The sequence below is a fragment of the Shinella curvata genome (assembly GCF_022899935.1).
GTDB classification, from domain to species: domain Bacteria; phylum Pseudomonadota; class Alphaproteobacteria; order Rhizobiales; family Rhizobiaceae; genus Shinella; species Shinella curvata.
The window spans coordinates 800769-820454 of the sequence record NZ_JALJCJ010000002.1 but is presented as its reverse complement, the minus strand read 5'-3'; the positions used below and the strand labels follow the sequence as shown (position 1 = coordinate 820454).

Here is a 19686-nt window from a genome sequence, read left to right as displayed (position 1 = left end):
GTTTTCGTTTGTCTTTTCGGAAAACCGGTTCCCACTTTTCCGGACAAACTCTAGTGCTTCAAACGAAAAGACCCGCCGACGGCGGGTCCTTCCTGAACGGTTTTGGATCGATCAGGCCGAAACGTTGGCCTTCTCCTCGGAGCGCTCCGAGTAGATGTAGAGCGGACGGGCCGAACCGCGGACCACCTCGTCGGAGATGACCACTTCGCGAACGCCTTCCAGCGTCGGCAGTTCGAACATCGTGTCGAGCAGGATCTTTTCCATGATCGAGCGCAGGCCGCGGGCGCCGGTCTTGCGGACGATCGCCTTCTTGGCGATTTCTCGCAGAGCATCCTCGTGGAAGGTCAGCTCCACGTCTTCCATCTCGAACAGGCGCTGGTACTGCTTGATCAGCGCGTTCTTCGGCTCCGAGAGGATCTGGATCAGCGCATCCTCGTCGAGGTCTTCCAGCGTCGCCAGAACCGGCAGACGGCCGATGAATTCCGGGATGAGGCCGAACTTGACTAGGTCTTCCGGCTCCAGATCGCGCAGGACCTCGCCGACGCGGCGATCTTCCGGCGAGCGAACCATCGCGCCGAAGCCGATCGAGGTCTTCTCGCCACGAGCGGAGATGATCTTGTCGAGGCCGGCAAAGGCGCCACCGCAGATGAACAGGATGTTCGTCGTGTCGACCTGCAGGAATTCCTGCTGCGGATGCTTGCGGCCACCCTGCGGGGGCACCGAGGCAACCGTGCCTTCCATGATCTTCAGAAGCGCCTGCTGCACGCCCTCGCCCGAAACGTCACGGGTGATGGACGGGTTGTCGGACTTGCGCGAGATCTTGTCGACTTCGTCGATATAGACGATGCCGCGCTGCGCACGCTCGACATTGTAGTCGGCGGCCTGAAGAAGCTTCAGGATGATGTTTTCGACATCTTCACCGACATAACCGGCTTCGGTGAGCGTCGTGGCATCGGCCATGGTGAACGGCACGTCGATGATGCGGGCGAGCGTCTGGGCAAGGTACGTCTTGCCGCAACCCGTCGGGCCGACCAGCATGATGTTCGACTTGGCCAGTTCCACGTCGGAGCCCTTGGCGGCATGCGCCAGACGCTTGTAGTGATTGTGCACCGCAACCGACAGGATGCGCTTGGCCTGCTGCTGGCCGATGACATATTCGTCGAGGACCTTGATGATATCCTGCGGCGTGGGAACGCCGTCACGGGATTTCACCATCGAGGTCTTGTTCTCCTCGCGGATGATGTCCATGCACAATTCAACGCATTCATCGCAGATGAACACGGTCGGTCCGGCAATAAGCTTGCGGACCTCGTGCTGGCTCTTGCCGCAGAAGGAGCAGTAAAGGGTATTCTTGGAGTCGCCGCCGTTGCTGCCGCTGACCTTGCTCATATCACTTTCCTTCCAGCACGCCGTTCATCTCTCGCGAAGATGGCCGGACCACTCAAACCACCCTTGTCGGAGGCACTTGGCACCCTTCAAAGGCTCCAGGGGTACTGACCGGCCCGGGCGACGCCCTTGAACCGGTTGCAACGCATTCCCCGTTTAAACACCGAATGCTAAGCTGTCACAAATCAACATAGCATTAACGGCCAATATTACCGGCTTTGTGGCGGGGATAAAGCCCGCGATCATTACAAATCACGCGATTGCGTTCATTCGTGCATTAAGCCAAGATCGGCACGGGCCTTGCGCGTCAACTTCGCCGCCACCAAACCATGGCTTTCCCTTAGATAGTCACACAGGGCCTCGTCATCAACCGATTCGCCCGTCTGCCGCTGAATCCACTTCATGCCGCGCGAAGCGAGATAGGGTGCCGGGCGGCACCCCGGCTGCTCGCGCAGAATGTCGTAGGCGAGCTCCGTCACCTTGAACGTAACCCCGAGGCCCGCCGCCTCGCTCCAGCTGGCAATAGCGAAAACCTTGTCGCCGACCTTCCAGACATGCGCCCCGCCCCATTGTACGACATGCGTCGTGGCCTGGAGCGAAGCGCAGAAAGCGTTGTAGTCGTCGAGCGTCATTTGGCCCTGCAGCAGTGAACGCGGATTACGCCGCGTCCGGTCCTTCGAGCGCCTCGCGGCTGGTGATGACGCGGTCGACCAGACCCCAGTCCTTCGCCTCGTCGGCGCTCATGAAGTGGTCGCGGTCGAGCGTCTGCTCGACTTCCTCATAGGTGCGGCCGCAATGCTTGACATAGACCTCGTTCAGCTTGCGCTTCATCTTGAGGATGTCCTTGGCATGGCGCTCGATGTCGGACGCCTGCCCCTGGAAACCGCCCGAGGGCTGGTGAACCATGATGCGGGCGTTCGGTGTGGCGAAGCGCATGTCCTTGTGGCCGGCGGCCAGCAGCAGCGAGCCCATCGAGGCGGCTTGGCCGATGCAGAGCGTCGACACGGCAGGCTTGATGAACTGCATCGTGTCATAGATCGCCATGCCCGAGGTGACGACGCCACCCGGCGAATTGATGTAGAGCGCGATTTCCTTCTTCGGGTTTTCGGCCTCGAGGAAGAGAAGCTGCGCGCAGACGAGCGTTGCGATGTGATCTTCCACCGGACCGGTGAGGAAGATGATGCGTTCCTTGAGGAGACGCGAATAGATGTCGTAGGAACGCTCGCCGCGGTTGGTCTGCTCGACGACCATCGGCACCAGAGCCATGGCGGTATCTACGGGATTTCTCATATCGATCCTTCATCTCAAGTGCCCTGAAACCCTCGCCAAGCGTTGGGAATCAGCAAGTTTCGTCCTCCCTACATAGAGTGTCAGGGTATCGGACTTCAAGACGGCGCCATGTTTTGCGGCGCTGTATGCGAGAATGCGGTTAACTCACGCAACGTCGGGCGACGATTTCCACAACGCAAGCGCTGTCAGGGTGAAGAAAGCGTGAATTCCGCGCGCCGTCTTGCCTCCCCTTTGCACTTGCCCGCACTATATGCCTCCCAGCGGAGGCAATCACCATGAAACGATCCCTCGTCGCCCTCGGGCTTCTCGTTCTGACATCGACGGCGGCCCCTGCCCAGCAGGCCTCCGACACCGTGGCGCCGGAAGGCGCGACCGGCCTCGCGGCGGCGAAGATCACGACCGCCAAGGAGCATATGGTGGCGGCCGCCCATCCGCTGGCGGCCGAGGCCGGCGAAAAGGTTCTGGCCGCCGGCGGCAGCGCCATCGATGCGATGATCGCGGTGCAAACGGTGCTTGGTCTCGTCGAGCCGCAGTCCTCAGGCCTCGGTGGCGGCGCCTTCCTCGTCTACTACGATGCGGAGGCGAAGCGCCTTTTCACCCTCGACGGTCGCGAAACCGCGCCTGGCGATGCCACGCCAAAACTCTTCCTCGACGACAAGGGCGAACCGATGCAGTTCTTCGACGCCGTGGTCGGAGGCCGTTCGGTCGGCACGCCCGGCACCGTCATGCTGCTGCAGGAGGCGCACAAGCGCTGGGGCCACAAGGACTGGAAAGAGCTTTTCTCGCCGGCTGAAAAGCTCGCGCGAGACGGGTTCGCCGTTTCTCCGCGCCTTGCCAGGCTGATCGCAACGGAGGGCGACAAGCTCAAGACCTTCGAGGCGACCGCCTCCTATTTCTTCGGCGCCGACGGCGCGCCGCTCACTGCAGGCACGATCCTGAAAAATCCCGCCTATGCCGAAACGCTTTCCGCCATCGCTAGGGATGGCGCTTCGGCCTTCTACAGCGGCCCGATCGCCGAAGCGATCGTCGATACGGTGCGCATGTCGGGCAAGAATTCCGGCGTCCTGTCGCTTGCCGATCTTGCGAATTACCGTGTGAAGGAACGGCGCCCCGTCTGCGTCCGCTACCGGGCGCTCGATATCTGCGGCATGGGACCGCCCTCCTCCGGTGCCGTCGCGATCGGCCAGATGCTTGGCATCTTGGAAAACTTCGACCTGAAAGCACTCGGCAAGGACAATCCGGAAAGCTGGCGGCTGATCGGCGACGCCCAGCGCCTCGCCTTCGCCGACCGCGAACGTTACCTCGCCGATACGGATTTCGTGCCCTCGCCGATCAAGGGCCTCCTCGACAAGACCTATCTCGGCGAACGCGCCAAGCTGCTCGACGGCGACAAGGCGCTGGACAAGGACGCCGTCACGGCGGGCAAGCCGGAATGGGACCACGCCTTCAATTTCGGCCGCGATGCGGCGATCGAACTCCCCTCTACCAGCCATTTCGTCATCGTCGACAAACAGGGCAATGTCGTCTCGATGACGACGACCATCGAGAACGGTTTCGGTTCGCGGCTGATGACCAACGGCTTCCTGCTCAACAACGAACTGACCGATTTCTCCTTCAAGACCCATGACGAGGGCATGCCCGTCGCCAACCGCGTCGAGCCCGGCAAACGCCCGCGCTCCTCGATGTCGCCGACCATCGTGATGAAGGATGGCAAGCCGCTGCTCGCCATCGGTTCGCCCGGCGGCAGCCAGATCATCGGCTACGTCGCGCAGGCCCTTATCGCCTATATCGACTGGGGCATGGATGTCGGCGGCATCGTCGCCATGCCTCACCTCATCAATCGCTTCGGCCCCTACGATCTCGAAGCCGGAACAGATGCGGAAAAGTTTTCGGAGCCGCTGAAGGCGCTCGGCTATGAGGTCAAGGCAAGCGACATGAATTCCGGCCTGCATGCGATCGAACTGACAGCCGATGGCCTCAAGGGCGCGGCCGATCCCCGCCGGGAGGGTGTGGCACTCGGACAGTGACACGGCTGTTGACCACGGGATCGCCGCGCTTTCACGGCGCGGCGAAATCCGCTAGGTCTTGGGCATCATGACGACGACACATCTCCCCTTCCTCTCCATCGATCCCGCCAGCCGCCGCGTCTCGCTCGACGGCCGCAATCCCGATTTCTACCGCGACCCGAACCCGGTCTACGCGGCCCTGCATGCGCACTGTCCCACCTTTTGGTGGGAAGAGCAGAAGCGTTGGTTCTTCACGGGCTATGACCATGTGAACGGCCTGCTGCGCGACCGCCGTTTCGGCCGGCAGATTCTTCATGTGGCGACGCGCGAAGAACTCGGTTCGCCCGAGCCGCAGACGCACCTCAAGCATTTCGACGCCGCCGAGGCCTGGTCGCTGCTCGAGCTGGAGCCGCCGGAGCACACCCGCCTGCGCACCCTCGTCAACCGCGCCTTCGTCTCGCGCGTGATCGAGAAGCTGACGCCGGAAATTGAAGCACTTTGCCATGAGGCTATCGACCGCTTCGAGAAGGACGGCAAAGTGGAGCTTCTCGCCGCCTTCGCCGACATCCTGCCGGTGACGATGATCGCCCGCATGATCGGCATTCCCGACGAGATGGGGCCGCAGCTCCTGAAATGGTCGCACGCCTATGTGCGCATGTACATGTTCGGCCGCACGGAAAAGGACGAGCTGAACGCCGACAAAGCGGCCCAGGAATTTTCCGACTACGTCCGCAGCGTCATCGCCGAGCGCCGTGCGGAGCCGCGCGACGACCTGCTCTCGCATATGGTGCACACCGAACATCGCGGCCAGCTGCTGACCGAGGACGAGTTGATCTCGACGACCATCGTGCTGCTCAATGCCGGCCACGAGGCGACGGTGCACCAGATCGGCAACGCCGTGCGCACCATCCTGGAAAACAATGCCGACCCTGCCGTGCTCTTCGCCGACGAAAAGGCGACGGAACGCACGGTGGAGGAATGCCTGCGCATCTCCGCTCCCGTCCATATCTTCGACCGTTTCGCGCTTGAAGACGTCGAACTCGACGGCATCCAGTTCCGCCGCGGCGACAAGGTCGCGATGATCCTGGCCGCCGCCAATCTCGACCCGAAGAAATTCTCCGATCCGCTGACCTTCAAGCCCGACCGCAACGAAGGCGCCAACCTCTCCTTCGGCGCCGGCATCCATTTCTGCATCGGCGCGCCGCTGGCACGGCTGGAGCTCAACATCGCCCTGCCGATCCTCTTCAAGCGCCTGCCAGGCCTGAAGATCGCTAAAAAACCCGTGGTGAAGGATGTCTATCACTTCCACGGACTGGAGGCGCTGGAGCTGGAATGGTGAGACGCTGAGTGGCGCAGAGCGACAATATCCTCATCATCGGTGCGATCCTCGTCGCGGTCCATCTCTTCGTTCCCATTGCCACGCTGGCCTCCGGCTTTCTGAGGTCGCGCGGCGATGAGTGGACGTTCCCAGTCCTTGTCGGCGCCAATCTCGCGCTCTGGGTCGTCTTCACGACGTCCACAGATCAGGGCAGTTTGGCCTGGGACCTTTCTTTTCCGTATCTGTGTCTGGTTGTTCTGACATCGATCGGCGGCGGCGTGGCGCGCTTTTTTCGCCCGCCATCCGGCACGGAGCCATCAGGTATGGGCCGCATGCTGACAGGGTTCGCCGTCGGTGTTCCGATGCCACTCACGCTCCTTAGCCACATGGGTCTCTTCACCCACCGACCACATATCGGCGTGACAATCGTGCTCGTCTTGTTGACGGCCTTCCTGCTCTACCAGGCCAAGTCAGGCCGCAGCAGGCTGCGGCCGACGCGGCCTTTCGACACCTACGGCCTCATATGCTTATCGCTCGCCGGGACATTGGGTATCGCGACGTTCTTGGCCAATTTCTTCCCGCTACAGGCAACGCCCTAGCACGCAAGAGCAAGACGCACCCTAGACGCGGATGACGTAGTCCTTGCGAGTCGTTTCAACGACTTCCCAGGTTCCCTTGAAGCCGGGCCTCAGGATCAGGCGGTCGCCGGCTTTCAGGTGGGTGGTTTCGCCGTTTTCAGAGACGACGATCGAGTGGCCCTCGAGGATATGGAAATATTCCCACTCGTCATACTGGATGCGCCACTTGCCCGGCGTCGATTGCCAGATGCCGGCATAGATGCCGCCCTCGGCTTCCTCGATATTCCAGGTGGTGAAGACCGGGTCGCCTGCGATCAGCCGGTCGGCGGCCGGGCGGCCCTCTTCCGGGGTGACGCCCGTCGTATCGAAGGATTTTACCGTGCTCATGCTTTTGTCCGCTCGCTGATATGAAACGGGCGGCCCGAGGGCCGCCCGCAGGGGGATTTTGAAATCAGGCCTTGGCCAGTGCCTGTTCGATATCGGCGATGATGTCGGCGGCGTCTTCGATGCCGATCGACAGGCGCACGACGTCAGGGCCGGCACCGGCAGCGACCTGCTGCTCTTCCGACAGCTGGCGGTGCGTGGTGGAGGCCGGGTGGATGACCAGCGATCGCGTGTCGCCGATATTGGCGAGGTGCGACAGCATTTCCAGTCCTTCGACGAAACGCTTGCCGGCCTCGTAACCACCCTTCAGGCCGAAGGTGAAGACGGCGCCCGCGCCCTTCGGCGAATAGCGCTGCTGCAGCGCATGGTTGGCATGATCCTCCAGGCCGGAATAGTTGACCCAGGCTATCTTGTCGTTGGACTTCAGCCACTTGGCCACAGCAAGCGCGTTGTCGGAATGACGCTGCATCCGAAGCGGCAGCGTCTCGATGCCATTGAGGATCTGGAAGGCGTTGAACGGCGAGATGGCGGGACCGAAATCGCGCAGGCCGAGCACGCGGCAGGCGATCGCGAAGGCGAAATTGCCGAAGGTCGCATGCAGAACCATCCCGGCATATTCCGGGCGCGGCTCGGAGAGGGCCGGATACTTGCCCGATGCCGTCCAGTCGAAGGTGCCACCATCAACGATGACGCCGCCCATGGAATTGCCGTGGCCGCCCATGAACTTGGTCAGCGAATGCACGACGATGTCGGCGCCATGTTCCAGCGGGCGCACGAGATAGGGCGTCGCCATGGTGTTGTCGACGATCAGCGGCAGGCCGTGGCGATGCGCCACTTCGGCAATGCCGGCGATATCGACGAACGTGCCGCCGGGATTGGCCAGGCTCTCGATGAAGATCGCCTTGGTCTTGTCGTCGATCTGGCTTTCGAAGCTTGCAAGATCGGCGGCATCGGCCCAGCGCACGTGCCAGTCGAAGCTCTTGAAGGCATTGCCGAACTGGTTGACCGAGCCGCCGTAGAGCTGGCGCGCCGCGATGAAATTATCGCCCGGACGCATGATCGTGTGGAAGACGAGGAGCTGGGCGGCGTGGCCCGAGGCGACAGCGAGTGCGGCCGTGCCGCCTTCAAGGGCAGCGACGCGCTCTTCGAGCACGGCCTGCGTCGGGTTCATGATGCGGGTGTAGATATTGCCGAAGGCCTGCAGGCCGAAGAGCGAGGCGGCGTGATCGGTGTCGTTGAAAACGAAGCTGGTCGTCTGGTAGATCGGCGTCGCGCGCGCGCCGGTCGTGGGGTCCGGCTGGGCGCCGGCGTGTACGGCGAGTGTGGAAAATCCTGGCTTGTTCTTCGTCATGAAATAACCCTCCCTGGCTAAAGTCGGGGCACTATTTCAGAGAGCTAAGGGCCGGTCAAAGAAAGATTTTCCGGAAACGCGCCGGTGCGACAAAGCGCTTTTCGCGACCGAAGACTTCAGGCCACGAGTCGCGGATATTCGATGGCCGGGCAGCGATCCATCACCACCTTGATGCCGGCCGCTTCCGCTTTTGCCGCCGCCGCGTCATGACGCACGGAAAGCTGGCCCCAGATCGCCTTCGGCAGCGGAGACAGCGCCAGAACCTCATCGACGAGATCCGGCAGCGCATCCGCCGCGCGAAACACGTCCACCATGTCGATCGGCTCGACGATATCGGCAAGGCGCGCGACGACCGGCTGGCCGAGGATTTCCTTGCCGGCTTGGCCGGGATTGACCGGAATGACGCGGTAGCCCTTGCGCAGCAGGAAAGCCATGACCCGATGGCTCGGGCGTTCCGGATTCGGTGAGGCGCCGACAAGCGCTATGACCTTCGTGGAACGCAGGATGTCGGCGATATAGTAGTCCGGATAGGAATCGTGATTCATGGCGCTGCCCCGTTTCTCCGGGGAGAATTGGGGTAACGTTGGGTGAAGTCAAGATTTGACAGACGTCAGGACGCCTTCAGCATCAGCACCGGATATTCGGTCACCGGGCAGCGATCCATGACAACCTGGATGCCCGCCGCTTCCGCCCGCGCCGCCGCCGCATCGTCGCGCACGGAGAACTGGCCCCACAACACTTTCGGCATCGGTTTCATTGCCAGAACCTCGTCGACGACAGCATCGAGCTGGTTCGCCGCGCGAAACACGTCGACCATGTCGATGGCCTCGGGGATATCGGCAAGATGCGCGTAGACAGTCTGGCCGAGAATAGTCTTGCCGGCGTGGCCGGGATTGACCGGAATAACGCGATACCCTTTACCGAGCAGGAACCCCATCACGCCATGGCTCGGCCTGCCGTCATTCGGCGAAGCGCCGAGCACGGCAATGGTGTGTACGGATGACAGGATAGTGCGGATGTAGCTGTCGGGATAGCGATCGTGGTTCATCGCAGCCTCCTCCGGCGTTTGCGACCGTTTCTCACTTCTCTTTTGCGACCTCATTCTAGCGCAGAACCCTAAACAAGACGACCGCGCTTTCGCCCGCTTCCGACCACCGATTGTGCCAAATCGGATCATTCCCGGCTTGTTTGCCCCCCGCCAGCGCAATTATCGTAAAAAATGGCGATTGCAAATCAGCGTTTTTGGGCAGATGAAGACATCACTCCCCATCCCGCCCGCCTGCCCCTCCGAGGTCCCAGATTGCCGTTAGACGTTCTCTTTCTCGTGCTGTTCGGCGCGGCTCTGCATGCGACCTGGAATGCCATCGTCAAGGCCGGGACGGACAAGTCGCTGGACGCGGCGATGGTCGCGCTCGGCGCGGGTGCCGTCGGCCTGTTCTTCCTGCCCTTCGTGCCCCTGCCCAAGCCGGAAGCCTGGCCGTTCATCTTCGTCTCGGCCTTCCTGCAATTTGCCTATTTCCAGCTGGTGGCCGGTGCCTACCGGGCCGGCGATATCGGCCTCGTCTATCCACTGATGCGCGGTACCGCCCCCTTGCTCGTGGCCATGACGAGCGGCGTGGTGCTCGGCGAGCACCTGACCGTGACGGCGATGATCGGCGTGCTCGTCATCTCGGCCGGCGTGCTGACGCTTGCCTTCGAATCGCGCCACGGTGGCCGCCATGCCATCCTGCTGGCGCTGGCGAACGCCATCGTCATCGCCACCTATACCTTCGTGGACGGTGCGGGTGCCCGTGCCTCCGGCAACGCCATCTCCTACACGCTCTGGATGGCGCTGCTGCCGCCTGTCCTGCTGTTTTCATGGGCGATCTACCGCCGCGGCACCACCGCCGTCTGGACCCATGTTCGCCGCAACTGGGCGCGCGGCCTCTTCGGCGGCGCCGGCTCAATCGCCTCCTACGGCCTGGCGCTCTGGGCTATGACCAAAGCCCCCGTCGCCACCGTCGCGGCGCTACGCGAAACCGCCATCCTCTTTGCGCTGCTGATCTCAGTGTTCATCCTGAAGGAGACCGCGAGTATCTGGCGCTATGTGGCGGGAGCCGTGATTGCCTGCGGCGTGCTGGTGCTGAAGCTGGCCTGAGCTATTTGCGATCCCACTCCGGCATACGCTTGTTCAAAAAAGCGCCGATGCCTTCCTTGGCGTCATCCGCCATCATGTTCTCCACCATCGTCGCGACCGCCACGTCATAGGCTTCCGCCACCGGCAGGCCGGCCTGGGCGCGGATGGCGGCCTTGCCTATGCGCAGCGCCTGCGGGGATTTGGCGGCGATGACGGCGGCGTATTTGTCGATGATCTGGCGCAGATATTGCTGCGGCACGATGCGGTTGATGAGACCGAAATCCTTGGCGGTCGAGGCGTCGATGGTTTCGCCGGTCAACAGCATTTCCATGGCCTGCTTGGAATGGGCCGCCCTGACGACGGCGACCATCGGGGTCGAGCAGAACAGGCCGATATTGACGCCGGGCGTGCAGAAGGTTGAGGTGTCGGTGCAGATCGCAAGGTCGCAACTGGCGACGAGCTGGCAGCCTGCGGCGGTGGCGAGACCATCGATTTCGGCCACGACGGGCTGCGGCAGCGCGGCGATCTTCAACATGATATCCGCCGCCATGCGCATGGTCTTTTCGAAGAAGGCGCGGCCGCCATCGGCATCCTCGCGGTGCGCGGTCATCTCCTTGAGGTCATGGCCGGCGGAAAAGACCTTGCCGGTGGAGGCCAGCACGACGATGCGGATCGCATCGTCCTTTGCAGCGGCATCCAGCGCCTCGCCGAGCGCCTCCATTGTGGCGATGGAAAGCGCGTTGGCCGGCGGATTGTTGAGCGTGATCCGCAGGATCGGTTCGGCTCTTTCCATCCGCACCAGAGCGCCCGATCCGTCTTTCCGGAATTCCACCACATCAGCCATATCCACCTCCATCTTTGCGTCGTCTGCGGTCCTACGCCGCGCGCGGGATCGTTTCAAGCACGGGGAGATAGACTTTCAGAGGGCTTGCGGCCGCAGGCAAACCAGTCTGTAAACGACGTAAAGGAGAGACACGCGATGGACCTGACGCCGATCATGAGCCCGGAAGCGCTGAACCGCTTCCTCGAAGCCGACTTTCCGCAGCTTCATACGGATGGCAAAGTGTTCGAGGTGATGGCGGTCGGCCCCGGCACCATCACCATGCGCCTCGAACCGAATGAGCGGCACCTTCGCCCCGGCGGCACGATTTCCGGCCCTACCCTTTTCGCGCTTGCCGATGTCGGCGCCTGGTGTGCGGTGCTGGCCCATATCGGCCCGGTGGCGCTCGCCGTCACCACCAATCTCAACATCAATTTCCTGCGCAAGCCCGAGCCCGGCCCGCTCTCCTGCACCTGCCGGATCCTCAAGCTCGGCAAGCGGCTGGCCGTCGTGGAAGCCTCCATTTTCGGTTCGGACGACGCCGATCTGGTGGCGCATGCGACCGCGACCTATTCGATTCCACCGCAATAATTTGTGGTATTAAAATACCTTGATCATAAGCAATTGTTTTTGCTGCATTATTACTAACGCCGCCCGGACACCATCTCTTGACGCTCTGCTATGTCTCGCTTATACACCGCCGCAGATCGCGCTCCCCACGGGGCGCGTTCGATTTTTGGCACCTGCAAGGGTCCAAACCAAGCAACAAGAAGCGCCCAAGCCCACAAGGCTTCGGGACCCTAAAGAAAGAGCTACTCCCATGGGTACTTTCGTACAGAAGCCCGCCGAGGTAGAGAAGAAGTGGATCCTCATCGACGCCGAAGGCCTCGTTGTTGGTCGTCTCGCTACCCTCATCGCGAACCGCCTGCGCGGCAAGCACAAGGCCACCTTCACGCCCCACGTCGACGACGGTGACAACATCATCGTAATCAACGCCGACAAGGTCGTGTTCACCGGCAAGAAGTACTCCGACAAGAAGTACTACTGGCACACCGGTTATCCGGGCGGCATCAAGGAGCGTACGGCTCGCCAGATCATCGAAGGCCGCTTCCCGGAGCGCGTTCTCGAGAAGGCAGTCGAGCGCATGGTTCCGCGCGGCCCGCTCGGCCGTCGCCAGATGAAGAACCTGCGCGTTTACGCCGGCTCGAACCACCCGCATGAAGCCCAGCAGCCCGTCACCCTCGACGTCGCCGCGCTGAACAGCAAGAACACAAGGAGCGCCTGATATGGCCGACCTCTCCTCGCTCAAGGACCTCGGCGTCGCCGCTGCAGCTCCGGCCGCTTCCGCCCCGGTTCACGTCAAGAAGGTTGACGCCCAGGGCCGTTCCTACGCCACCGGCAAGCGCAAGGACGCCGTCGCCCGCGTGTGGGTCAAGCCGGGCTCCGGCAAGATCACCGTCAACGGCAAGTCGTTCGAAGCCTACTTCGCACGCCCGGTCCTGCAGATGATCCTGCAGCAGCCGATCGTCGCAGCTGCCCGTGACGGCCAGTTCGACATCGACGCGACCGTTGCCGGCGGCGGCCTGTCCGGCCAGGCCGGTGCCGTTCGTCACGGCATCTCCAAGGCACTCACCTACTTCGAGCCGGGCCTGCGCTCGGTCCTGAAGAAGGGCGGCTTCCTGACCCGCGACTCGCGCGTCGTCGAACGCAAGAAGTACGGCAAGGCCAAGGCCCGTCGTTCGTTCCAGTTCTCCAAGCGTTAATCGCTTTTCGAACGGATCGATCCGTATCTGGAACCGGTCGCAGTCTCTGCGGCCGGTTTTTCTTTGTTCCCACGCCAAGTGCGACAATCCGCTCTTGCCGTCCACGCGGCATTTTGCTGAAACAGTCGGGCGCCACTGAGGGGCGTACAGAACGGGAGCAGAACCTTGGCCAACAAGTCCATCGACCACGCCATCACCGCCAAATCGCTGAAGAGTGCAGCATCGGACCCGACCCATGCGGGCATCCTCTCGTTCATGCGCCGGCGCTACAGTAAGGTGCTGAAGGATGTCGATGCCGTCGTCTGGGGCATTCCCTTCGATGCCGCCACTTCCAACCGGCCCGGCACGCGTTTCGGGCCGCAGGCGATCCGCCGCGCCTCTGTCATCATGGACAACGATCCGCAATATCCCTTCGAGCGCGACCTGTTCGAGGACATGGCCGTCATCGACTACGGCGACTGCCTGCTCGACTACGGCAATCACTCCAGGACGCCGGCGACCATCGAGCGCGAGGCGAAGAAGATCCTGAAATCCGGCGCCTATATGCTGACGCTCGGCGGCGATCATTTCATCACGCTGCCGCTCTTGCGCGCCCATGCCGAGAAATACGGCCCCCTCTCCCTCGTGCAGTTCGATGCGCATCAGGATACCTGGGCCGATGAGAAAGGCCGCATCGATCACGGCTCCTTCGTCGGCACGGCCGTTCGTGAGGGGCTGATCGACCCCGAGACGTCGATCCAGATCGGTATCCGTACCCATGCGCCCGAGGATTGCGGCATCCGCATTCTCTATGGCTACGACGTGGAGGAGATGAGCGCCGGCCAGCTCGCCGATGCGATCATCCACCATGTCGGTGACAAGCCGACCTATCTGACCTTCGATATCGACTGCCTCGACCCGGCCTTTGCGCCCGGCACCGGCACGCCGGTCTCCGGCGGCCCGACCAGCGCGCGCATCCTCTCGGTGCTGCGCAAGCTCGGCGCGCTCAACATCGTCGGTTCGGATGTCGTCGAAGTCGCGCCGGCCTATGACCATGCCGACATCACCGCCATCGCCGCCTCCAATATCGCCATGTACATGCTCGGCCTGCATGCCGAAGCGCTGGCGGAGCGACGCTGAAACGCGGCGTTGAATACGACAGGACAAGGGGCTATATCCGCCGCGAAGGCAAAAACAGGATTGGACGAGAGATGAAACCGAAGATCTTCATCGATGGCGAACACGGCACGACGGGTCTGCAGATCCGCACCCGCATGGCCGGCCGCGACGATGTCGAACTCTTGTCCATTCCGGAAGCCGAGCGCCGCAATGCGCGGCTGCGCGAAGACCTGCTCAACAGCGCCGATGTCGCCATCCTTTGCCTGCCGGACGATGCGGCCAAGGAAGCCGTCGCCATGGTCTCGGGCAACAATTCGGTGCGCATCATCGACACCTCGACGGCGCACCGCGTCCACCCGGACTGGGCCTATGGCTTTGCCGAAATGGACAAGGCGCAGCCGAAGAAAATCGCGGATGCGCGCTATGTCGCCAATCCCGGCTGCTACCCGACGGGCGCCATCGGCCTCATCCGGCCGCTGCGCCTCGCCGGCCTGCTGCCGCAGGACTATCCGGTCACGGTCAACGCGGTCTCCGGCTATACTGGCGGCGGCAAGCAGATGATCGCGCAGATGGAGGATGAAAATCATCCCGAGCACATCGACGCGCCGCACTTCCTTTACGGCCTGACGCTCAAGCACAAGCACGTGCCGGAAATGCAGGTGCACGGCCTTCTCGACCGCGCGCCGATCTTCTCGCCCTCCGTCGGGAAATTCCCGCAGGGCATGATCGTGCAGGTGCCGCTCTACCTCGCCGACCTCAACGATAACGCCTCGCTCGGTTCGATCCATGCCGCGCTGGCTGATCACTATGCCGGCCAGGATATCGTCGAGGTCGTCGATCTCAAGGAAAGCGCCAACCTCGCCCGCGTCAATGCCGTGGAGCTGGCCGATACGGACCGCATGAAGCTCTACGTCTTCGGCACGGCAGGCAGCCCGCATGTCAACCTCGTCGCCCTGCTCGACAATCTCGGCAAGGGGGCTTCGGGTGCGGCCGTCCAGAACATGGACCTGATGCTGAAGGCATGACGACTGGCCACCCGCCCTTCCCGGTCGAATGGCGGATCGAAGACGCCCGCCTCATCGCCGATACGCCTGCCGGCAACGTCTATGACGTGAAGCTTGCCGACGGTAGCGAAGCAATCGTCAAGCAGCTCAAGCTGAAGGTTCTGGAAGACAGCCTGCGCGGCGCGGATTTTTTGACCTGGCGTGACGGCACCGGCTGCGTCAGGCTGCTTGCTCGATCCGCTGACATGCTTCTGATGGAACATGCCGGCAGGACGACGCTCCGGGATCACATGGAGATCCACGGCGACGAGGATGCAACGCGCATCGCTGCTACAGTGCTGCGAGAATATCACCGCCCATCCGACACGCCACCGCCGGCAAGCCTGCAATCGCTACAGCGCTATTTCGTGAGCCTGTTCGCCAAGGCCGAGCGGGATCGCAAAGGAGGTATTCCCGGTCCCTATGCCGAGGCGGCTGAATTCGCCGAGATGCTGATTGCCAATCAGCAGGACATCAAGCCGCTGCACGGCGACCTACACCACGAAAACATCGTCCACGGCCCGCGCGGCTGGCTGATCATCGACCCCGCCGGATTGATTGGCGACGCCGCGCTCGATGTCGCCAACATGTTCTCAAACCCGCTTGACCGTTTCGACCTGACCCGCAGCGAGGAGCGGATTGCCGCGATGGCAGAGATTTTCGCCGAAACGCTCGGGCGCGACGTCCGCACCATCCTGCGTTACGGCGTCGCCTATGGCTGCTTGTCGGCCGCATGGCATGACGAGGACGACAATGCGGAGGAACGCGACAACGAACTCGCCGTCGCCGCCGCCATCCGGAATGTCCTCAAACAGGTCTGATCTTTAATCCTTCGGATATTCGCCGGCAAAGCCGCGCCAATGGGCGACGGCAAAGCCGAGCACGACGAGCGCCCCACCCTGATGCGCCAGCGCCCAGCCGAGCGGCACCTGCCATATCAGCGTCAGGATGCCGATCGTCGCCTGAAGACAGACGAGGCCGAAGAGCACGAGGGCGCGGCGGGTGTGCGTCGTTTCCGGCGCGGCCCGCAACGACGAGATCAGGTGGATCACGACGAGTGCGAAAAGCACATAGGCGCCGATACGGTGCACGAACTGCACGGTCTTCGGGTTCTCGAAAAGATTGATCCACCAGGGCTGCTGCAGGAAGAGCCCACCGGGCACGACGCTGCCGTCCATCAACGGCCAGGTGTTGTAGGAAAGACCGGCATCGAGGCCGGCGACCAGCGCGCCGAGATAGATCTGGAAGATCGCCATGCAGGCGATGATGCCGGCCATACGGCGAGCGCCCTCGGTTGGCGGCGCATCGTCGCTGTGCGGCGAGAGCGCCCGCATCAGCCAAACGGTCCAGGCGAAGATCAGACAGGCGATAGTGAGGTGCGTGGCGAGACGGTACTGGCTGACGGAGACGCGATCCGCAAGGCCCGACGATACCATCCACCAGCCGATGAAGCCCTGAAAACCGCCGAGCGCCAGCAGGCCGACGAGCGGCCAGCGCAGCCTCTTCTCGATGCGGCCGGTCAACCAGAAGAGAGCAAGCGGCACGGCGAAGACGAAGCCGATGGAGCGGGCGATCAACCGGTGCGCCCATTCCCACCAGAAGATCGTCTTGAACTCGTCGACCGTCATGCCCTTGTTGACCTGCTCATATTGCGGAATGCGCTTGTAGAGGTCGAACTCCTCCTGCCATTCTGCCGCGGTGATCGGCGGAATGACGCCGTGAATGGGCTTCCATTCGGTAATCGAGAGGCCGGATTCGGTCAGGCGTGTCGCGCCGCCGACAAGCACGAGCACGAACAGCGTGAACAGCACGAAGCCCAGCCACCGGCGCACCTGGCGGCGGTGGCGGTCCGTCCTATCCGTGTCGTCGTTGCTGCGGTATGCGGTCGCGGTGGTCGCGCTCATCGTCTCGGCTCCTTTCCTGAAAGGCGGTATGCGGCCGTTTCAGGTCGATGGTCTTGGCAGTCCTGCCTGCAAAACCGTGTTTTGCGCTTTTACAGGTCTCGCTCCGGCGTTGATTTGCCTGACCGGGCCGTGCAAAACAAGGCCCGAAGCTTTGCGGCATGCCGTCGCGCCCCTATGCCGGCTTTGCCGCGCCAGAGATCGAAAGACCGAAAATGCCCCCTCGCCTCAGAAAACTGATCGGAACGGTGCTGATCATCATCCTCGTTCTGGTTTATGCGCTGGTTGCCACCACGGTCGCCGCCGCGACGCTTGGGGCGTCGCCATGGTATATCCACCTTCTCTATTTCGCAGCGACGGGCCTGCTCTGGATCCTGCCGGCGATGGTGATCATCAAGTGGATGGAAAAGCCAGAAAAGGTGCGTGACGAATGAGCGAAACAGGCATCGCGGTCATCGCCGACATCCATGGCAACGATTTCGCGCTCGAGGCGGTGCTGGCCGATATCGAGCGGCGCGGCATCACACGGATCGTCAATCTCGGCGATCATCTGAGCGGCGCGCTCAACGCGGCCCGCACGGCCGACATCCTCATGGCGCGGCCCGATATTCTGTGCATTGCCGGCAACCACGACCGCTGGCTCCTCGAAAAACCGCGCGCTGACATGGGCGATTGGGATCGCATCGCCCACGAGCAGCTTGCCCCCCATCACCTGAACTGGCTGGCCGACCTGCCCTCGCGCAGAACCGCACAGGACGATATCCTTCTCTGCCACGGCACGCCGACGTCGGATACGATCTACTGGCTCGACGAAGCCACCAGCGACGGCGGCATGCAGCTCGCCTCCATCGAACGAATCGAAAGCCTGGCGGGAGACTTCGCAAACCCCGTGCTGCTGTGCGGCCACACGCATATTGCCCGTGCGGTTCGTCTGCCTGACGGGCGCCTGATCGTCAATCCGGGCAGCGTGGGCTCGCCCGCCTATGACGACGACACACCCGTGCCGCACAAGGTCGAAACCGGCTCGCCGCACGCGCGCTATGCGGTCCTGGAAAACAGGGACGGATTGTGGGACGCGGCGTTCCACCTTGTCGCCTATGATCATATGGCGATGGCCCGGCTCGCGGAAAGCCGCGACCAGCACGCCTGGGCAAGTGCCCTTGCCACGGGCTGGCTGCGCTGACGCGCGGCTCGTCCGCCAACGCCTCGGCTTTTCCTTTTTCCGTTATGAAATCGCTAACCGCTCTTGCCAATTTTGCCGGGGCCCTCCGGCGCCGGCGCTGGATTTAAACTCTTTTCCCAAGCCTAGTGCCTATGGTTACAGCGCGGCGATGCGGCCGCTGGCCAGGATGTTAGGGACGCCCCATGGGAGCGATGCAACTCAATTTCCAGATCATGCCGTCAGAGCGCGAGCTCGCGACCCGGTATATGGGAATCCTTGCCGGCGAGGAGCGCACGCCCTCGCTCGTCCCCCTCTCCATCCGCCTGCACGACCGCATGGAGCCCCTGGAAGCCCAATGGCGCGCCCTGGAGGCGGACAACAACCTGTCGCTCCATCAGAGCTACGACTGGTGCCGTGCCTGGGCCGGGACCCACGCATGCAAGCTTTTGATCGTCGAAGGGTTTGCCGGTGGCAAGACCCATCTGATCCTCCCACTCGAAATCATGCGCCATGGGCCGGTGCGCATCGCGCGCTTTCTCGGCACCGCCTTCAGCAACATCAATACGGGCCTCTACACCGAAGAATTCCGCTTCCTCGCCGCCCCGCCGCGCCTGCGCCAGGCGCTTGAACAGGCGCGCGGCCAGTTTTCGCGTTACTTCGATCTCTTCATGCTGGAGAAGGTGCCGCTCGATTGGCGTGGCGAGACGAATTCCTTCGCCGACCTCCCCGCGACGCTGAACCAGAATGCCGCCTTCCAGCTCGAACTCTTCGAGGATTTCGAGCGTACGCTCGCGCAGGTCAACGCCAAGCGTCGCCGCAAGAAATTCCGCACCTCTGAGCGCCGGCTGGAAATGCTTGGCGGTTACGAGCATGTCGTGGCGGAGACGGCGGAAGATAGTCGCGCCCTGCTCGAAGTCTTCTTCCGCCAGAAGGCCGCCCGGTTCGACACGATGGGCCTTCCGGACGTCTTCCGCAACGAGGAGACGCGCAGCTTCTTCCGCACGCTTGTCGCGGTGCCATCGCTTGATGGCAACTATCCGCTTCAGCTCCATGCCGTGCGCCTCAAGGGCGAGAACGAAGGCCGTATCGTTGCGATCGCCGGCCTGTCGCGCAAGGGCGACCACGTGGTCTGCCAGTTCGGCTCGATCGACGATACGATCGCCGCCGATGCGAGCCCGGGGGAATTCCTGTTCTATCTGGCGATCCGCAAGCTCTGCGGCGAGGGCGTGCGCCTGTTCGATTTCGGCATCGGCGACCAGCCCTACAAGCGCTCCTGGTGCACGATCGAAACGCCGCAGCACGACCTGCTCTGGCCAACGACGGTGGCCGGCACGGCGGTGGCGGCCGTGCACCGGGCGAAAGCCGGTGCCAAGCGCATCATCAAACAGAATCCGCAGGTCTATTCGTTCCTGCAGCGCATGCGCTCCGGCAAGACGGAATTCGTTCGCGCGGAAGACGTCGACTAGCAGA

The 19686-nt window shown here is 62.7% G+C and carries 22 protein-coding genes; 13 read left to right on the top strand and 9 right to left on the bottom strand.

Annotation, left to right across the window (positions count from 1 at the left end):
- Window positions 1-111 precede the first annotated feature (111 nt).
- The 3 genes from clpX to clpP form a co-directional block, all read right to left on the bottom strand.
- On the bottom strand, window positions 112-1389 hold the full coding sequence (clpX, locus tag MUU55_RS10050) for an ATP-dependent Clp protease ATP-binding subunit ClpX (RefSeq protein WP_244760629.1): 1278 nt from the start codon (window positions 1387-1389) through the stop codon (window positions 112-114).
- Window positions 1390-1652: 263 nt separating this feature from the next.
- Window positions 1653-2018 (bottom strand): MmcQ/YjbR family DNA-binding protein, encoded by a 366-nt coding sequence (locus MUU55_RS10045; RefSeq protein WP_244760628.1) that lies wholly within the window; start codon window positions 2016-2018, stop codon window positions 1653-1655.
- A 25-nt stretch (window positions 2019-2043) separates the two neighbouring features.
- Window positions 2044-2676, bottom strand: a complete 633-nt coding sequence (gene clpP / locus MUU55_RS10040) for an ATP-dependent Clp endopeptidase proteolytic subunit ClpP (protein WP_244760627.1) — start codon at window positions 2674-2676, stop codon at window positions 2044-2046.
- 275 nt (window positions 2677-2951) lie between these two features.
- On the opposite strand from clpP, the gene ggt reads away from it, so the two are divergent.
- The 3 genes from ggt to MUU55_RS10025 all read left to right on the top strand — a co-directional run bounded on the left by ggt (window position 2952) and on the right by MUU55_RS10025 (window position 6599).
- Window positions 2952-4703, top strand: coding sequence for a gamma-glutamyltransferase (gene ggt / locus MUU55_RS10035; RefSeq protein ID WP_244760626.1), 1752 nt, complete (start codon window positions 2952-2954; stop codon window positions 4701-4703).
- A 67-nt stretch (window positions 4704-4770) separates the two neighbouring features.
- The gene (locus MUU55_RS10030) at window positions 4771-6021 is read left to right on the top strand and encodes a cytochrome P450 (protein ID WP_244760625.1); all 1251 of its coding nucleotides are present in this window, start codon (window positions 4771-4773) and stop codon (window positions 6019-6021) included.
- 8 nt (window positions 6022-6029) lie between these two features.
- Entirely contained in the window at window positions 6030-6599 is a 570-nt protein-coding gene (locus MUU55_RS10025; RefSeq protein ID WP_244760624.1) for a hypothetical protein, read from the top strand.
- A gap of 21 nt (window positions 6600-6620) precedes the next feature.
- Here MUU55_RS10025 and MUU55_RS10020 read toward each other — a convergent pair whose 3' ends face one another.
- From MUU55_RS10020 to MUU55_RS10005, 4 genes are all read right to left on the bottom strand, one after another.
- On the bottom strand, window positions 6621-6965 hold the full coding sequence (locus MUU55_RS10020) for a cupin domain-containing protein (protein ID WP_244760623.1): 345 nt from the start codon (window positions 6963-6965) through the stop codon (window positions 6621-6623).
- 64 nt (window positions 6966-7029) lie between these two features.
- Window positions 7030-8313: an O-acetylhomoserine aminocarboxypropyltransferase gene (locus tag MUU55_RS10015; RefSeq protein WP_244760622.1), complete on the bottom strand. Its 1284-nt coding sequence runs from the start codon at window positions 8311-8313 to the stop codon at window positions 7030-7032.
- Between the two features lie 116 nt (window positions 8314-8429).
- Window positions 8430-8858, bottom strand: coding sequence for a CoA-binding protein (locus tag MUU55_RS10010; protein ID WP_244760621.1), 429 nt, complete (start codon window positions 8856-8858; stop codon window positions 8430-8432).
- A gap of 65 nt (window positions 8859-8923) precedes the next feature.
- Window positions 8924-9361 (bottom strand): CoA-binding protein, encoded by a 438-nt coding sequence (locus tag MUU55_RS10005; protein ID WP_244760620.1) that lies wholly within the window; start codon window positions 9359-9361, stop codon window positions 8924-8926.
- Between the two features lie 252 nt (window positions 9362-9613).
- On the opposite strand from MUU55_RS10005, the gene MUU55_RS10000 reads away from it, so the two are divergent.
- Window positions 9614-10450 (top strand): EamA family transporter, encoded by an 837-nt coding sequence (locus MUU55_RS10000; RefSeq protein WP_244760619.1) that lies wholly within the window; start codon window positions 9614-9616, stop codon window positions 10448-10450.
- A gap of 1 nt (window position 10451) precedes the next feature.
- Here the strand turns inward: MUU55_RS10000 and MUU55_RS09995 are convergent, their stop codons facing one another.
- Window positions 10452-11273: an enoyl-CoA hydratase gene (locus MUU55_RS09995; RefSeq protein WP_244760618.1), complete on the bottom strand. Its 822-nt coding sequence runs from the start codon at window positions 11271-11273 to the stop codon at window positions 10452-10454.
- A 135-nt stretch (window positions 11274-11408) separates the two neighbouring features.
- Between MUU55_RS09995 and MUU55_RS09990 the strand changes: the two genes are divergently transcribed.
- From MUU55_RS09990 to MUU55_RS09965, 6 genes are all read left to right on the top strand, one after another.
- Window positions 11409-11840: a PaaI family thioesterase gene (locus MUU55_RS09990; RefSeq protein ID WP_244760617.1), complete on the top strand. Its 432-nt coding sequence runs from the start codon at window positions 11409-11411 to the stop codon at window positions 11838-11840.
- Window positions 11841-12069: 229 nt separating this feature from the next.
- Complete coding sequence (rplM, locus tag MUU55_RS09985) at window positions 12070-12534, top strand: 50S ribosomal protein L13 (RefSeq protein WP_244760616.1); 465 nt, start codon at window positions 12070-12072, stop codon at window positions 12532-12534.
- Window position 12535: 1 nt separating this feature from the next.
- Entirely contained in the window at window positions 12536-13012 is a 477-nt protein-coding gene (gene rpsI / locus MUU55_RS09980) for a 30S ribosomal protein S9 (RefSeq protein ID WP_023513728.1), read from the top strand.
- A gap of 165 nt (window positions 13013-13177) precedes the next feature.
- Window positions 13178-14131 carry an agmatinase gene (gene speB / locus MUU55_RS09975; protein ID WP_244760615.1) on the top strand — a complete coding sequence of 318 codons (954 nt, stop codon included), beginning with the start codon at window positions 13178-13180 and terminating at the stop codon, window positions 14129-14131.
- 71 nt (window positions 14132-14202) lie between these two features.
- Window positions 14203-15135, top strand: coding sequence for an N-acetyl-gamma-glutamyl-phosphate reductase (argC, locus tag MUU55_RS09970; RefSeq protein ID WP_244760614.1), 933 nt, complete (start codon window positions 14203-14205; stop codon window positions 15133-15135).
- Window positions 15132-15974 carry an aminoglycoside phosphotransferase family protein gene (locus MUU55_RS09965; RefSeq protein WP_244760613.1) on the top strand — a complete coding sequence of 281 codons (843 nt, stop codon included), beginning with the start codon at window positions 15132-15134 and terminating at the stop codon, window positions 15972-15974. Before argC ends, MUU55_RS09965 begins: the two co-directional genes overlap by 4 nt.
- A gap of 3 nt (window positions 15975-15977) precedes the next feature.
- On the opposite strand, the gene MUU55_RS09960 is transcribed toward MUU55_RS09965, so the two are convergent.
- A complete protein-coding gene (locus MUU55_RS09960; RefSeq protein WP_244760612.1) occupies window positions 15978-17057 on the bottom strand; it encodes a COX15/CtaA family protein in 1080 nt (359 codons plus the stop codon).
- A gap of 212 nt (window positions 17058-17269) precedes the next feature.
- Here MUU55_RS09960 and MUU55_RS09955 point away from each other — a divergent pair, with 212 nt between their 5' ends.
- The 3 genes from MUU55_RS09955 to MUU55_RS09945 all read left to right on the top strand — a co-directional run bounded on the left by MUU55_RS09955 (window position 17270) and on the right by MUU55_RS09945 (window position 19682).
- Entirely contained in the window at window positions 17270-17488 is a 219-nt protein-coding gene (locus MUU55_RS09955; protein WP_244760611.1) for a DUF2842 domain-containing protein, read from the top strand.
- A complete protein-coding gene (locus tag MUU55_RS09950) occupies window positions 17485-18237 on the top strand; it encodes a metallophosphoesterase family protein (RefSeq protein ID WP_244760610.1) in 753 nt (250 codons plus the stop codon). Before MUU55_RS09955 ends, MUU55_RS09950 begins: the two co-directional genes overlap by 4 nt.
- 182 nt (window positions 18238-18419) lie before the next feature.
- A complete protein-coding gene (locus MUU55_RS09945) occupies window positions 18420-19682 on the top strand; it encodes a GNAT family N-acetyltransferase (protein WP_244760609.1) in 1263 nt (420 codons plus the stop codon).
- The last annotated feature ends 4 nt before the right edge of the window (window positions 19683-19686 follow it).

Coding starts and splice junctions, on each gene's coding strand:
- MUU55_RS09995 (WP_244760618.1), bottom strand. CDS start 11,273: ATGGCTGATGTGGTGGAATTCCGGAAAGACGGATCGGGCGCTCTGGTG.
- MUU55_RS09945 (WP_244760609.1), top strand. CDS start 18,420: ATGGGAGCGATGCAACTCAATTTCCAGATCATGCCGTCAGAGCGCGAG.
- MUU55_RS10010 (WP_244760621.1), bottom strand. CDS start 8,858: ATGAATCACGATTCCTATCCGGACTACTATATCGCCGACATCCTGCGT.
- MUU55_RS09960 (WP_244760612.1), bottom strand. CDS start 17,057: ATGAGCGCGACCACCGCGACCGCATACCGCAGCAACGACGACACGGAT.
- rplM (WP_244760616.1), top strand. CDS start 12,070: ATGGGTACTTTCGTACAGAAGCCCGCCGAGGTAGAGAAGAAGTGGATC.
- MUU55_RS09990 (WP_244760617.1), top strand. CDS start 11,409: ATGGACCTGACGCCGATCATGAGCCCGGAAGCGCTGAACCGCTTCCTC.
- MUU55_RS09950 (WP_244760610.1), top strand. CDS start 17,485: ATGAGCGAAACAGGCATCGCGGTCATCGCCGACATCCATGGCAACGAT.
- MUU55_RS10015 (WP_244760622.1), bottom strand. CDS start 8,313: ATGACGAAGAACAAGCCAGGATTTTCCACACTCGCCGTACACGCCGGC.
- MUU55_RS10020 (WP_244760623.1), bottom strand. CDS start 6,965: ATGAGCACGGTAAAATCCTTCGATACGACGGGCGTCACCCCGGAAGAG.
- MUU55_RS09965 (WP_244760613.1), top strand. CDS start 15,132: ATGACGACTGGCCACCCGCCCTTCCCGGTCGAATGGCGGATCGAAGAC.
- clpX (WP_244760629.1), bottom strand. CDS start 1,389: ATGAGCAAGGTCAGCGGCAGCAACGGCGGCGACTCCAAGAATACCCTT.
- ggt (WP_244760626.1), top strand. CDS start 2,952: ATGAAACGATCCCTCGTCGCCCTCGGGCTTCTCGTTCTGACATCGACG.
- argC (WP_244760614.1), top strand. CDS start 14,203: ATGAAACCGAAGATCTTCATCGATGGCGAACACGGCACGACGGGTCTG.
- MUU55_RS10005 (WP_244760620.1), bottom strand. CDS start 9,361: ATGAACCACGATCGCTATCCCGACAGCTACATCCGCACTATCCTGTCA.
- MUU55_RS09955 (WP_244760611.1), top strand. CDS start 17,270: ATGCCCCCTCGCCTCAGAAAACTGATCGGAACGGTGCTGATCATCATC.
- clpP (WP_244760627.1), bottom strand. CDS start 2,676: ATGAGAAATCCCGTAGATACCGCCATGGCTCTGGTGCCGATGGTCGTC.
- MUU55_RS10045 (WP_244760628.1), bottom strand. CDS start 2,018: ATGACGCTCGACGACTACAACGCTTTCTGCGCTTCGCTCCAGGCCACG.
- MUU55_RS10030 (WP_244760625.1), top strand. CDS start 4,771: ATGACGACGACACATCTCCCCTTCCTCTCCATCGATCCCGCCAGCCGC.
- rpsI (WP_023513728.1), top strand. CDS start 12,536: ATGGCCGACCTCTCCTCGCTCAAGGACCTCGGCGTCGCCGCTGCAGCT.